Genomic DNA, 14,483 nt, shown 5'->3' on the forward strand with positions numbered 1-14,483 from the left:
TACTCAGGTACTCAGGTACTCAGGTACTCAGGTACTCAGGTACTCAGGTACTCAGGTACTCAGGTACTCAGGTACTCAGGTACTCAGGTACTCAGAAAAGCAGAGCAGAACCATGCTCGACCACCACGAGTTTTGCATAGCAACCTCGATCTATTCCCTCTCCCCTTGGGAGAGGGTAAGGGTGAGGGGAAACCACTCTACATCGCTAGCAAGCGCCAGAAAGCAACAAGGGCTGCAGAGTGTGCTCTGCAGCCCTTGTGTCATGGATGCGGTTTAACGGGTGCTGGCTGCGTCAGGGGCGACCTCTCACGATTTCACGATGCTTTCATCTCACCATGAAGTTTCAAACTGCCTTTATCGCAAAAAACTGATCACTTGTATGCCAAAAACAACAGGGGCAGCGAAGTCTCACTCCCCTGCCCCTGTAGTAAGCAATAAACGGCGGATTAAGGCTTAGCTCGCCCAGGTAATGATATGGTCGGCCCAGTCACCAGCCTGCGCCTCGTGCACTACCTTGCCGCGCACCGACTGGCCAGCCTGGTGCATGGCGCTGCGACTGCCGGTGATAAGGGGATGCCAAGTCGGCAGGGTCTGCCCTTCCGCCAGCAGGCGGTAGGCACAGGTAGAGGGCAGCCAGTTGAACTCGGCAATCTTGTCGTGGGTGATCTGCAGGCAGTCCGGCTCTTTTTTAAAGCGGTTGCCGTAATCGGAGCACTGGCAGGTCTTGGTATTGAGCAGGTTGCAGGCCACGTTGGTGAACACCAGCTCCTCGGTGTCCTCGTCGATCAGCTTGTTCAGGCAGCACTTGCCGCAGCCGTCGCACAGGGACTCCCACTCCGTCATGGTCATCTGTTGCAGGCTTTTTACCTGCCAAAAGGGGGCGGTCTGCACGGGTTCACTCTGCTGCATAAAAATTGGCTCACTCAATACACTGACAAGCGCGTGGTTATACGCCCTATGGCCCGATTTTTCAAGGTTTGCGACAGAGCCAAAGAGACGCTACATGATCCTGTTCTTGATGATATCTAACCAATTAACCGGCCCATTAAAACTGCTATTCACATCAACATGGTCACCACAACCGAGGTTGCAGGCTTTGCTTCCTCCGCAGTAGCGAGGGCGCCCCCTTCCTCCCCATGCATTGTCCTCCAGAAACGACAAAAGATGCCAAGGCGACCAAAAACTAGAAGGGCCAAAAACGATGAGGCTCTGAAGATATCAGGCCATACCAACACTGGCACGGTAGCGATTCAACCGGTAGATGCAGAAGTGTCGTATGGCTGATGCATTGCGATAAATTCACGCCATTCAGGTTCAAGCTCCAAGGCAGACTGCCTCTCTTGGCTTAAGGACAACCAAAATGGTAACCACAAATACGTCCACCAGTATTCCATGTCTCCCTGTAGTGAGCCCAACCCTTCGGGGTCAATCCATGGGAATGAGTCTGCAGGAAGAGGTGGATCTAATCTCGTCTGCTGGAGAGTTTCAAGCACATCAAGGTCATTACAGGCAAACGAGACTGTCGTTCCAGCAAAAGAAGGGTGCAAGAAAAGCATGACTTTCTTGCTCACTGGATCCCCTGAACGACTTAATACCTGTGTGTTCAAATCAGGGCTCACTACATAGCCTGTTTGGGCAAGAGCTTGGAAAAATATCGCCAGACTATCCTCTGAAACAAGGAAACGAATAAGATAAGCCTCGATTGAAGGCTCTGGTGGTAGTGGCGTTGGGTACCCGCTGTACGCACTTTCTGGCACTTTGGGGCATCCAGTCCCCCTGAAAATATCTTTCATGTCAGGAGGTGACGCTTCCTTTTTTCTTCCAAACAAGTGATTCAGCATGTACATAATTTCCATAAGGGAGAACCACTATCTATTCGGAGTCATATTGTCTGGCAGAGGCAATGAAAATGTCACTAATCAATCCTATGACGATTCCCTCTGGGCCAACATCTCTCCCTAGAGTGTTTTATAAAATGTCACCTTCCACAATTTATAACAAGATCGTATGTCAATACATGCCTCGTGAGAGGCTTATCAAAACAGGTAAAAAATAGGTCGAGGTCAAAAGGTAGCCGATCCAGATTGCGTGCCCCACACTCCTCCAAGGTGATCCTCTCCCGAGTTTCCCCCGGTAATATTGACAGGTGACGGGCCTCAAATGAGTTGATATCCTAGGCGCTTTGCTCTTTGTCATGGATATTTAGCCTCCGAGAGGCCGTTGCATGGCATCATTGACTTGGTAAAAGATATGAACTTTAAAGTAATAGCAGTAATAATCGGAGTCAGTGCATCAAGCCCCGCTTTTGCTGGGTTGTTCGATGTAAAAGAAGAGTCAGCACCATTTAAATGCGGAAGAGAGGATGCTGTGTCTGCTCTTGTGCAGACACTTCGCGATGATGCATCTCCAATGCTGAAGTCTAGGTATGCAAAGACCACCAGTACCGAGCAACTTAGCCAATTTCAGGCAACCCTTGATGCTATTAATGTTCAAGCATCAGAGGTCACAACGGTTGACAAGACAGATGCCTCACTGAACTGTATCGCGACTATCACAATGACAATACCTATGGAGCTTAAAGACGTTGCGGATAAGGTTCCCGCTGTTTACAACGAATTCCTGAACCATAGTGATGCGACAAGCAGAAATAACTCCTTAATATGGAAAGACAGAACTTACAGTCTACGTCTGGCAGATAATGGCACAGACATCTCCGTCAGAGGGACGAACTTCTATTCTCCAATGTTGACTCTGGTAAACGCTGCCTCTATCGCAACCAGAAAAGATGAGATCCTCAAGGAGAACGATCCTTCAATGGTACCGGCGGCCAAGGAACTCTATATGGCCGAGGATAAAGAACTGAATCGTATCTGGGGAGCAATTCCCAAGTCATTCCGCTCATCAATGATGGATTCACAAAGGCAGTGGGTCATTGCCAAAGCCAATACTTGCGGTTCTCTAAGTAGAGCCAACTCCCCAGATGAAGCAGTCAAAGACAGGGTTGAAATCTTCAAGTGCCAAACAGACTTTACCAAAGAGCGAATTCAATTCTTGACTGCAGGTCAGAAATAATAGGCTGGTATATAACAGTCATCGAGAAAACTCTTATCTCAGAATACTAGCAATAAAAATGCCGCCCCAAGGGCGGCATTTTGCTATCTGAGCTAACAGGCTAACTTACCAGCCGGTCACTTCACGCAGGGCCTTGCCGATATCGGCCAGGGAGCGCACGGTTTTCACGCCGGCATCTTCCAGGGCGGCAAATTTCTCGGCCGCGGTGCCTTTGCCACCGGCGATGATGGCGCCCGCATGACCCATGCGCTTGCCAGCCGGGGCGGTGACGCCCGCGATGTAGGAGACCACCGGCTTGGTGACGTGGGCCTTGATGTAGGCCGCCGCGTCTTCCTCGGCGTTGCCGCCGATCTCGCCGATCATCACGATGGCTTCGGTCTGCGGGTCATTCTGGAACATCTCGAGGATGTCGATGAAGTTGGAACCCGGGATGGGGTCGCCACCGATACCGACGCAGGTGGACTGGCCGAAGCCCTCGTCCGTGGTCTGCTTGACCGCTTCGTAGGTCAAGGTGCCGGAGCGGGAGACGATGCCCACCTTGCCCGGCTTGTGGATGTGGCCGGGCATGATGCCAATCTTGCACTCACCCGGGGTGATGACACCCGGGCAGTTCGGGCCGATCATGCGCACGCCGGTTTCCTGCAGCTTCACCTTGACGTCCAGCATGTCCAGGGTCGGGATGCCTTCGGTGATGGTGACGATGAGCTTGATGCCAGCATCGATGGCTTCCAGAATGGCGTCCTTGCAGAACGGGGCCGGTACATAGATGACGGAGGCGGTGGCGCCGGTGGCTTCCACGGCATCACGGACGGTATTGAACACCGGCAGACCCAGGTGAGTGGTGCCGCCCTTGCCCGGGGACACACCGCCGACCATCTGGGTACCGTAGGCAATGGCCTGTTCGGAGTGGAAGGTACCCTGACCGCCGGTAAAGCCCTGGCAGATCACCTTGGTGTCTTTGTTGATCAGAACGCTCATTATTTGGCCTCCGCTGCTTTTACCACTTGCTGAGCTGCGTCAGTCAGACTCGTTGCGGCGATGATATTGAGGCCGCTGTCGGCCAGTTTACGGGCACCCAGTTCGGCGTTGTTGCCTTCCAGACGCACCACCACGGGCACTTTCACACCCACTTCCTTGACGGCGCCGATGATGCCTTCCGCGATCATGTCGCAGCGCACGATGCCGCCAAAGATGTTGACCAGCACGGCTTGTACCTTGCTGTCGGAGAGGATGATCTTGAAGGCCTCGGTCACGCGCTCCTTGGTGGCGCCGCCGCCGACGTCCAGGAAGTTGGCCGGGGAACCGCCGTGCAGGTTGACGATGTCCATGGTACCCATGGCCAGGCCGGCGCCGTTGACCATGCAGCCGATGTTGCCATCGAGCGCCACATAGTTCAGCTCCCACTGGGCGGCGTGCGCTTCGCGGGGGTCATCCTGGGACGGATCGTGCATCTCGCGCAGCTTGGGCTGGCGATACAGGGCGTTGGCGTCGATGTTGATCTTGCCGTCCAGGCAGTGCAGGTTGCCCTTGTCGGTGATGACCAGGGGGTTGATCTCCAGCAGGGCGAAGTCGCAGTCCAGGAACATCTGGCCCAGACCCATGAAGATCTTGGTGAACTGCTTGATCTGATCGCCGACCAGACCCAGCTTGAAGGCCAGCTCGCGGGCCTGATAAGGCTGCGGGCCTACCAGGGGATCGATGGCAGCCTTGTGAATGAGTTCCGGGGTTTCGTGGGCGACTTTCTCAATCTCCACGCCACCTTCGGTGGAAGCCATGAAGACCACGCGGCGAGAGCCACGGTCGACCACGGCGCCCAGGTACAGTTCCTTGGCGATGTCGGTGCAGGACTCCACCAGGATCTTGGTAACCGGCTGACCGTTGGCGTCAGTCTGATAGGTCACCAGGTTCTTGCCGAGCCAGTTCTGGGCAAAGGCGCGGATCTCGTCCTTGCTCTTGGCCAGCTTGACGCCGCCCGCTTTACCGCGGCCACCGGCGTGGACCTGGCATTTGACGACCCAGGTGTTGCCGCCAATCTTGTCGGCCGCTTCGGCCGCTTCCTGCGGGGTAGCACAGGCATAACCTTCGGAGACCGGCAGGCCATACTCGGCAAACAGCTGTTTTGCCTGATATTCATGCAGATTCATAGATGCTCTATCCGTGTTGTAGGTATTTCCGTCCGGGGCTCGTGTTTCTCAATCCCCTGTGAATGGGGGCCTGGGCGGCCCCTCGTTATCTTTCAGTCACGCTTGCTCAGACATCCAGCAGCAGACGGGTCGGGTCTTCCAGGAGCTCCTTGATGGAGACCAGGAAGCCCACGGACTCGCGGCCGTCGATGATGCGGTGATCGTAGGAGAGCGCCAGGTACATCATCGGCAGGATCTCGACCTTGCCGTCGACGGCCATGGGGCGGTCCTGGATCTTGTGCATACCCAGAATGGCGCTCTGGGGCGGGTTGATGATGGGGGTGGACATCAGGGAGCCGAACACGCCACCGTTGGTGATGGTGAAGTTGCCGCCTGTCAGTTCATCCACGGTCAGCTTGCCGTCACGGCCCTTGCCGGCTAGGTCTTTGATGGCCTTCTCGATGTCCGCCAGGCTCATGTTGTCGCAGTCGCGCAGCACCGGGGTCACCAGACCACGGGGGGTGGAGACGGCGATGCTGACGTCGAAGTAGTTGTGGTAGACGATGTCGTCACCGTCCAGCGCCGCGTTCACTTCCGGGTAGCGCTTGAGGGATTCGACCACGGCCTTCACATAGAAGGACATGAAGCCGAGCTTGATGCCGTGCTTCTTCTCGAAGATCTCGCCGTACTGCTTGCGCAGCTTCATGATGGGCGCCATGTTGATCTCGTTGAAAGTGGTCAGCATGGCGGTGGTGTTCTTGGCCTCCAGCAGACGCTCGGCGATGCGCTTGCGCAGACGGGTCATGGGCACACGCTTCTCGGTGCGACCGGCCAGCGGGGCAACCGGTGCAGCAGCCATAGGAGCGGCAGCAGCCGGCGCAGCCACGGGAGCCTTGCCCAGATTCTTGATGAAGGCTTCCACGTCTTCCTTGGTGACACGACCACCCTTGCCGGTGCCGGTCAGCTTGGCGACGTCGATGTCGTGCTCGGCCACCATGCGGCGCACGGAAGGGCTCAGGCCATCGGCAGCGTCATCGGCCACGGCTTCCACCGGCTTCTCGCTGGTCGCTTCACCGGCCACCGGGGCCGGCTTGAGCATGGCGATCAGCTGGCGGGAGAGCACGGTCGCCCCTTCGCTCTGCAGGATGTCGCCCAGTACGCCGGCTTCCGGTGCGGGCACTTCCAGCACGACTTTATCGGTTTCGATGTCAACCAGCACTTCGTCACGGGCAACCAGATCACCCGGTTTCTTGTGCCAGGTCGCGATGGTGGCATCCGCCACTGATTCCGGCAGGTCCGGTACCTTGATCTCGATAGTCATGTAATCAGTTCCTTGTTACTTCTTGGCCAGCAGGCTTGTTCCAGGTCAGAGAGGGTCCCGACACGGGCCCTCTCATCCACAACTCGTTCATTCCAGGGTAAGGGCGTCTTCCACCAGGGCTTTTTGCTGCTTGGCGTGGACGGACATGTAACCGACGGCCGGTGAGGCCGAGGCCGGGCGACCGGCATAACGCAGACGGGCATGGCTTGGCAGCACGCTGTCGTAGTGATGACGGGTGCTGTACCAGGCGCCCTGGTTCTGCGGCTCTTCCTGACACCAGACGAAGTCGGTGACATGGCTGTAATCGGCCAGGATGGCGCGCACTTCCTCTTCCGGGAAGGGGTAGAGCTGCTCGATCCGTACCAGGGCCACGTCCTGCTGCTCGGCCTTGCGACGGGCATCGAGCAGGTCGTAGTAGACCTTGCCGGAGCAGAAGACCACGCGCTTGACGCCTTTGGGATCCAGCGCATCGATCTCGCCGATGGCGTTCTGGAAGGTGCCCTCTGCCAGCTCTTCGAGCTTGCTCACCGCCAGCGGGTGGCGCAGCAGGGATTTGGGCGTCATCACGATGAGCGGACGGCGCATGGGGCGCACTACCTGACGACGCAGCATGTGGAACACCTGCGCCGGGGTGGAGGGCACGCACACCTGCATGTTGTGCTGGGCGCACATCTGCAGGTAACGCTCCAGACGGGCGGAGGAGTGCTCCGGGCCCTGACCCTCGTAACCGTGCGGCAGCAGCATGGTCAGGCCGCACATCCGGCCCCACTTCTGCTCGCCGGAGGAAAGGAACTGATCCACCACCACCTGGGCGCAGTTGGCGAAGTCGCCGAACTGGGCTTCCCAGATGGTGAGACCGGCCGGCTCCGCGCTGGCGTAGCCATACTCGAACGCCAGGACCGCGTTCTCGGTCAGCACGGAGTCGTACACCTCGAATGGGCCCTGCTCGTCGTGCAGGTTGCACAGCGGGGTGTAGGTGCTGGCATCGGTCTGGCTGTGCAGCACGGCGTGGCGATGGAAGAAGGTACCGCGGCCGGAGTCTTCCCCGGTGAAGCGAATGCGGGATCCCTTGTCCACCAGGGTGGCGTAGGCCAGCGTCTCGGCAAAGCCCCAGTCCACCAGCTTCTCACCGGCGGCCATCAGGCGACGGTCTTCGTAGATCTTCTCGACCTGACGTTGCAGCACATGGGTCGCCGGGTACTGGCTGATGCGCTCACCCAGGGCCTTCAGATGATCCATGGGCACAGTACTGTCATAGGCCATGGCCCAGTCGTGACCCAGATACGGGGTCCAGTCCACGGAGTGCAGCTCCATGGGGCGCCATTCCTTGCTCACCCGCTCGCCCCGATCCAGGGTATCGCGATAGTCGTTGACCAGGGTGGTGGCCAGCTCAGGCGCGATGGCTCCTTCGGCGATCAGCTGATCGGCGTAGATCTTGCGCGGGGTCGGGTGCTGCTTGATCTTCTGATACATCAGGGGCTGGGTCGCGCTCGGCTCGTCAGCCTCGTTGTGGCCGTGACGACGGTAGCAGACCAGCTCGATCACCACGTCGCGCTTGAAGGTGTTGCGGTAATCCAGGGCAATCTGGGTCACCAGCACCACGGCTTCCGGGTCATCCCCGTTGACGTGCAGCACAGGTGCCTGCACCGCCTTGGCGATATCGGTGCAATATTCGGTGGAGCGCAGGTCACGGATATAGGAGGTGGTGAAGCCTACCTGGTTGTTGATGACGATGCGCACCGTGCCGCCCACGCCATAGGCACGGGTCTGGGACATGTTGAAGGTCTCGGCAACGACTCCCTGCCCCGCGATGGCGGAGTCACCGTGGATGGTGATGGGCAGGACGCTGGATCCGTCCTTGTCACCGCGGCGGTCCATACGGGCACGCACGGAGCCGATGACCACGGGGTTGACGATCTCGAGGTGCGACGGGTTGAACGCCAGCGCCAGGTGGACGTTGCCGCCCGGGGTGGCGAAGTCGGAGGAGAAGCCCATGTGGTACTTCACATCCCCCGTGCCCCAGGATTCGCCGTGCTTGCCGGCGAACTCGTCGAACAGGTCCTGAGCGCGCTTGCCCAGTACGTTGATGAGCACGTTGAGGCGACCGCGGTGGGCCATGCCGATGACGGCTTCCTTGCAACCCTGCTCACCGGCGCGGCGAATAAGCTCTTTGAGCATGGGCACCATGGCATCGCCCCCTTCCAGGGAGAAACGCTTGGCCCCCGGGAACTTGGCACCCAGGTATTTTTCCAGCCCTTCGGCGGCGGTCAGGCTCTCGAGGAAGCGGGTCTTCTCTTCGAGGGTATAGTTGCCCTTCCCTTCGATGGATTCCAGCCTGTCTTGCAGCCAGCGCTTCTCCTCGGTGGAGGTGAGGTGCATGTAGTCGGCGCCGATGCTGCCGCAATAGGTCTTCTTCAGCGAGGCATACAGATCGGAGAGCACCATGGTCTCGCGACCGATGGCGTAGGAGCCCACATTGAAGGTGGCCTCCATGTCTGCACCTTGCAGGTTGTGGAAGGCCGGGTCCAGCTCGGCGACCGGCTCGCGCTGCCACAGACCCAGGGGGTCCAGGTTGGCGTTCTGGTGACCGCGGAAACGGAAGGCGTTGATCAGTTGCAGTACGCGAACCTGTTTGGCATCCACCTGGGGATCGGAGACGGGAGCGCTGTAACGGGAGGAGTCCTTGGCCAGGCGGCGGAAATAGTCGCGAACCTGGGAGTGGGGTTGTTCTACTGCATGTCCGTTGACCTGGGGCAGCGACTGGAACAGGCTGCGCCATTCGTCGGCAACGGAGTCGGGGTTTTCCAGGAAGGATTCGTACAAATCCTCAATGTAGCTTGCATTCGCACCAGCCAGGTGAGATGACTCCAACCAGGCCTTCATCACGCCGTTATGCATTTCTATCCCTTGTACATCTTGTTCGCTGCACTGCAGCTTGTAGGGTCATAGCCATCCCGGGGCGGGATGGCTATCCAGAGGTCGGGCCCGGCGCAAGGCGCCCTGGCCCCGATACTACACGGCCCGGTTGAGCAACATCGACTTGATCTGACCGATGGCCTTGGTCGGGTTCAAGCCCTTGGGACAGACGTTCACGCAGTTCATGATGCCGTGGCAGCGGAACACGCTGAAGGCGTCATCCAGGTTGCCCAGTCGCTCACTGGCCGCAGTATCGCGGCTGTCCGCCAGCCAGCGATAGGCGGCGAGCAGGCCGGCCGGACCGATGAACTTGTCCGGGTTCCACCAGAAGGAGGGGCAAGAGGTGGAGCAGCAGGCACAGAGTATGCACTCGTACAGGCCATCCAGCTTGGCGCGCTCTTCGGGGGATTGCAGGTGCTCACGCACGGGCGGCAGTTTTTCGTCGTTGATGAGGAAGGGTTTGACCTTCTCCCACTGGGTGTAGAACTGAGTCATGTCGATCACCAGATCCCGGATCACCGGCAGACCGGGCAAGGGTCGAATGACGACCTTGCTGCCCTTCTTCAAGAGATCGGAGAGCGGCGTGATGCAGGCCAGACCGTTCTTGCCATTCATGTTGAGACCGTCAGATCCACAGACCCCTTCGCGGCAGGAGCGGCGGAAGGCGAGGGTGGGATCCAGCTCCTTTAGCTGGATCAGTGCGTCGAGCACCATCATGTCGGAACCTTCAGGAATATCAAGACGATAATCCTTCATATACGGGACGTTATCAACGTCCGGATTGTATCTGTAGACAGAGAATGTGACGTTCATTGTGCTTGGCTCCGCAATCAGTAAGTCCGGACCTTGGGCGGGAACGCCTCACGGGTCTTGGGTGACATGTTGACAGCGCGACGGGTCATGGACTCGGTGTCCGGATGATAGAGGCTGTGGCACAGCCAGCTCTCATCGTCACGCTCCGGGAAGTCGAAGCGGCTGTGGGCGCCACGGCTCTCGGTACGGAAGTTCGCCGCCACCGCGGTGGCATAGGCGGTCTCCATCAGGTTGTCCAGCTCCAGGCACTCGATGCGCTGGGTATTGAACTCCTTGGAGGTGTCGTCCAGACGGGCGTTCTTGAGACGCTCGCGGATGAGTTTCAGCTCGGCCAGCCCTTCTGCCATGGCATCCCCTTCCCGGAACACGGAGAAGTTGTTCTGCATGCAGCGCTGCAGATCCTTGCGGATCTGGGCCGGGTCTTCCCCGTCACGGTTGTTTTCCCAGCGGTTGAAGCGCTCCAGCGCCTTGGCGATGTCGGCGTCGGTGGCTTCCACGCCGTGCTCCATCGAGCCAAGGGTCTCCACCAGGTGCATGCCGGCAGCACGACCGAACACCACCAGATCCAGCAGGGAGTTGCCACCCAGACGGTTGGCACCGTGCACGGAGACGCAGGCGATCTCGCCTACCGCGAACAGACCGACCACCGGCACGTCGTTGCCATCCTTGTCCTGGGTCAGGCACTGGCCGTTCACGCTGGTCGGCACGCCGCCCATCATGTAGTGGCAGGTCGGGATGATGGGGATGGGCTCTTTGACCGGATCCACGTGTGCGAAGGTGCGAGAGAGCTCGCAGATACCCGGCAGACGGGATTCCAGTACCTCTTTGCCGAGGTGATCCAGCTTGAGCTTGATGTGCGGGCCCCAGGGACCGTCGCAGCCACGGCCTTCGCGGATCTCGATCATGATGGAACGGGCCACCACGTCGCGACCGGCCAGGTCCTTGGCGTTTGGCGCATAACGCTCCATGAAGCGCTCGCCGTCCTTGTTCAGCAGGTAGCCGCCTTCACCACGGCAACCCTCGGTCACCAGTACCCCTGCCCCGGCGATGCCGGTGGGGTGGAACTGCCAGAACTCCATGTCCTGCACGCCGACCCCGGCGCGCAGCGCCATGCCGACGCCGTCACCGGTGTTGATGTGGGCGTTGGTAGTGGACTGGTAGATGCGACCGGCGCCGCCGGTGGCGAGCACGGTGGCCTTGGCCTTGAAGTAGACGACTTCACCACTCTCCATGTCGATGGCGGTACAGCCGACGATATGGCCATCCTGGTTCTTCACCAGATCCAGGGCATACCACTCGGAGAAGACGGTGGTCTTGTTCTTGACGTTTTGTTGATACAGGGTGTGCAGCAGGGCGTGACCGGTACGGTCGGCTGCCGCCGCGGTGCGGGCAGCCTGCTCGCCGCCGAAGTTCTTGGACTGACCGCCGAACGGACGCTGGTAGACGGTACCGTTGTCAAAGCGGGAGAAAGGCAAGCCCATGTTCTCCAGCTCATAGATGGCCTCGGGGCCGGTCTTGCACATGTATTCGATGGCTTCCTGATCACCGATGTAATCGGAGCCCTTGACGGTGTCATACATGTGCCACTGCCAGTTGTCGTCGTGGGCATTGCCCAGGGCGACCGTGATCCCGCCCTGGGCGGAGACCGTGTGGGAACGGGTCGGGAAAACCTTGGATAACAGGGCGCAGCTCTTGCCGGACTGGGCAATCTGCAGCGCGGCGCGCATACCGGCGCCACCGGCACCGATCACGACCGCATCAAATTCACGAGTTGGAATAGTCACCTTACACACCCCACAGCACGACGAAACCAGTCATCACATAGACAAACAGCACCACCACCAGCACAAACTGCAGCGCACCGCGCAGTCCGACCGGCTTGATATAGTCGGTCAGCACCTGCCATAGACCGATCCAGGCGTGGATCAAGACGCATACGAGCGTCAGCAGGGTGAAGACCTTGGTGAAGGTGTTGGAGAAGAAGCCGGTCCACACCTCGTAGGTGATGTCGTTGAACGCGACAAAGCCAACCAGATAGAGGACGTAGCACGTCATGATGAGGGCGGTGGCGCGGATCAGGATGTAATCATGAACACCGCTGCGCCCGAAAGTTGCAGAATTGGTTACCATACCAGTACCCCCGCCAATACCGCCAAAACCGCGGTGATCACGAAGGCCACACGGGCACTCTGATTACCGGATTCCAGCTCTTCCCAATAGCCCATGTCCATGACCAGGTGCCGCAGACCGCCCACGATGTGGTAAGCCAGCGCGGTCAGGATCCCCCACAGCACGAACTTGATCAGGAAGTTGTCCATGATGGCAACGACCGATTCAAATCCTTCGGGAGAGGCGAGTGAAGTACCAAGCATCCACAGCAAGATGGCCAATGCCACAAAGGTGATGACCCCTGAGACACGATGCAAGATGGAAGCGATGGCGGTGACAGGAAAGCTGATCGTCTGTAGGTCGAGGTTTACAGGTCTCTGTTTGTTTTTCACGGCTTTGCCCACTCAGCTCCATTGAGCACGTTAGTTATTGTTTTCACACGCTTTGAGGGCGAGGAGTGGCATTTGTTAGGTTTTTGTTACCAAAACAACTCAGGAAAGCCAAAAATAACATTTTCGATATCACATCTGGCTTTGCGAAAGCGTTTCAAACACCGACGACCATCACCCACGTGGCGCAGTATATCGGCGGCCTTAACCAATGACAATCAAATAGCTACACAGAAAATCCAAAACCGTAAACCAGATCTCACAACAGCTTTAACAAGTCATTAATGATCATCCAGCAAAATTGACAAAGACATGGTTCTCTGGTTCAAATAAGGCGCTCCAGCCGCCGTGGTACGGGTAAGAACCTTTGCCAGCGTCATAACAGTCGTAATAAAGTAGGGCTGGAACCAAATTATAAAAGAGCAAAGGAGACGTGCTATGGCTGATAAGATAGCCACCCTACATCTGCCCGGAAAAGAGCCGGTTGAACTGCCGATCCTCTCCGGTACCGTTGGACCCGATGTGATCGATGTCAGAAAGCTGGGCACGCAAGGATATTTCACCTTCGACCCCGGTTTCATGGCCACCGGTTCTTGCAAATCTTCCATCACCTACATCGATGGCGACCAGGGTGTCTTGCTGCACCGCGGTTACCCCATCGCCCAGTTGGCCACCCAGGCCAGCTACCTCGAAGTCTGCTACATCCTGCTGTACGGCGAGGCCCCCACCAAGACCCAATATGCGGAATTTGAACGTCTGGTCACCCGCCACACCATGGTGCACGAGCAGATCGCCTTCTTCTTCCGTGGCTTCCGCCGCGACGCCCACCCCATGGCCGTCATGTGCGGCGTGGTCAGCGCACTGTCCGCCTTCTATCACGACGCCCTCGACATCAACAACGAGGAGCATCGCGAGATCTGTGCCTTCCGTCTGCTCTCCAAGATGCCGACCCTGGCCGCCATGTGTTACAAGTACTCCATCGGCCAGCCCTTCATGCAGCCGCGCAACGCCCTCTCCTATGCAGGCAACTTCCTGCACATGATGTTTGGCGTGCCGACCGAAGAGTACAAGGTCAACCCCATCGTCGAGCGCGCCATGGACCGCATCTTCACCCTGCATGCGGATCATGAGCAAAACGCCTCCACCTCCACCGTGCGTCTGGCCGGTTCTTCCGGTGCCAACCCGTTTGCCTGTATCGCTGCGGGGATCGCCTCCCTGTGGGGCCCGGCCCACGGTGGTGCCAACGAAGCCTGCCTCAAGATGCTCGAAGAGATTGGCTCCGTGGATCGCATTCCCGAGTACATCGGCCGCGCCAAGGACAAGAACGATCCGTTCCGTCTGATGGGCTTCGGTCACCGGGTCTACAAGAACCACGATCCCCGTGCCACCGTGATGCGCGAAACCTGCCACGAGGTGCTTACCGAGCTGCAGATCAAGGATCCGCTGCTGGACGTGGCCATGGAGCTGGAGCGCATCGCGCTGTCCGACCCCTACTTCATCGAGAAGAAGCTCTACCCGAACGTGGACTTCTACTCCGGCATCATCATGAAGGCCATCGGCATCCCCATGTCCATGTTCACCGTGATCTTCGCCATCTCCCGTACCATCGGCTGGATTGCCCACTGGAACGAGATGCACTCGGACCCGGATCAGAAGATCGGCCGTCCCCGTCAGCTCTACACCGGTCAGCCCCTGCGCGAATTCGTGCCCCTCGACCAGCGCTGAGCCCGATCTGTCATG

The 14,483-nt window shown here is 58.4% G+C and carries 12 protein-coding genes; 2 read left to right on the forward strand and 10 right to left on the reverse strand.

The genetic code is table 11. The annotated features are described in order from the left end of the window. Positions 1-453: 453 nt before the first annotated feature. Both AB5Y80_RS18525 and AB5Y80_RS18530 read right to left on the reverse strand, forming a co-directional pair. The gene (locus AB5Y80_RS18525; RefSeq protein WP_104452876.1) at positions 454-909 is read right to left on the reverse strand and encodes a YcgN family cysteine cluster protein; all 456 of its coding nucleotides are present in this window, start codon (positions 907-909) and stop codon (positions 454-456) included. A 341-nt stretch (positions 910-1,250) separates the two neighbouring features. Then, positions 1,251-1,856, reverse strand: a complete 606-nt coding sequence (locus tag AB5Y80_RS18530; RefSeq protein WP_103254857.1) for a hypothetical protein — start codon at positions 1,854-1,856, stop codon at positions 1,251-1,253. A gap of 394 nt (positions 1,857-2,250) precedes the next feature. Between AB5Y80_RS18530 and AB5Y80_RS18535 the strand changes: the two genes are divergently transcribed. Then, entirely contained in the window at positions 2,251-3,072 is an 822-nt protein-coding gene (locus AB5Y80_RS18535) for a lysozyme inhibitor LprI family protein (RefSeq protein ID WP_145983754.1), read from the forward strand. Positions 3,073-3,177: 105 nt separating this feature from the next. Here the strand turns inward: AB5Y80_RS18535 and sucD are convergent, their stop codons facing one another. The 8 genes from sucD to sdhC form a co-directional block, all read right to left on the reverse strand. Next, the gene (sucD, locus tag AB5Y80_RS18540; RefSeq protein WP_005300222.1) at positions 3,178-4,050 is read right to left on the reverse strand and encodes a succinate--CoA ligase subunit alpha; all 873 of its coding nucleotides are present in this window, start codon (positions 4,048-4,050) and stop codon (positions 3,178-3,180) included. Continuing rightward, a complete protein-coding gene (sucC, locus tag AB5Y80_RS18545) occupies positions 4,050-5,216 on the reverse strand; it encodes an ADP-forming succinate--CoA ligase subunit beta (RefSeq protein ID WP_005300220.1) in 1,167 nt (388 codons plus the stop codon). Before sucC ends, sucD begins: the two co-directional genes overlap by 1 nt. 106 nt (positions 5,217-5,322) lie before the next feature. Further along, positions 5,323-6,516: a 2-oxoglutarate dehydrogenase complex dihydrolipoyllysine-residue succinyltransferase gene (gene odhB / locus AB5Y80_RS18550; RefSeq protein WP_124244491.1), complete on the reverse strand. Its 1,194-nt coding sequence runs from the start codon at positions 6,514-6,516 to the stop codon at positions 5,323-5,325. Between the two features lie 87 nt (positions 6,517-6,603). After that, positions 6,604-9,414, reverse strand: coding sequence for a 2-oxoglutarate dehydrogenase E1 component (sucA, locus tag AB5Y80_RS18555; protein WP_010674498.1), 2,811 nt, complete (start codon positions 9,412-9,414; stop codon positions 6,604-6,606). A gap of 114 nt (positions 9,415-9,528) precedes the next feature. Next, entirely contained in the window at positions 9,529-10,245 is a 717-nt protein-coding gene (locus AB5Y80_RS18560; RefSeq protein WP_010674497.1) for a succinate dehydrogenase iron-sulfur subunit, read from the reverse strand. Positions 10,246-10,262: 17 nt separating this feature from the next. Then, positions 10,263-12,029, reverse strand: coding sequence for a succinate dehydrogenase flavoprotein subunit (gene sdhA, locus AB5Y80_RS18565; protein WP_029314421.1), 1,767 nt, complete (start codon positions 12,027-12,029; stop codon positions 10,263-10,265). A 1-nt stretch (position 12,030) separates the two neighbouring features. Then, on the reverse strand, positions 12,031-12,375 hold the full coding sequence (sdhD, locus tag AB5Y80_RS18570) for a succinate dehydrogenase, hydrophobic membrane anchor protein (RefSeq protein ID WP_010674495.1): 345 nt from the start codon (positions 12,373-12,375) through the stop codon (positions 12,031-12,033). Beyond that, entirely contained in the window at positions 12,369-12,758 is a 390-nt protein-coding gene (gene sdhC, locus AB5Y80_RS18575) for a succinate dehydrogenase cytochrome b556 subunit (protein WP_203762101.1), read from the reverse strand. Before sdhC ends, sdhD begins: the two co-directional genes overlap by 7 nt. A 423-nt stretch (positions 12,759-13,181) precedes the next feature. Here sdhC and AB5Y80_RS18580 point away from each other — a divergent pair, with 423 nt between their 5' ends. Then, positions 13,182-14,468 (forward strand): citrate synthase, encoded by a 1,287-nt coding sequence (locus tag AB5Y80_RS18580; protein WP_010674492.1) that lies wholly within the window; start codon positions 13,182-13,184, stop codon positions 14,466-14,468. Positions 14,469-14,483: the final 15 nt, after the last annotated feature.

Origin of the sequence: Aeromonas sp. R2-1, assembly GCF_040908425.1 — a bacterium.
In the GTDB taxonomy this organism is placed as follows: domain Bacteria; phylum Pseudomonadota; class Gammaproteobacteria; order Enterobacterales; family Aeromonadaceae; genus Aeromonas; species Aeromonas caviae.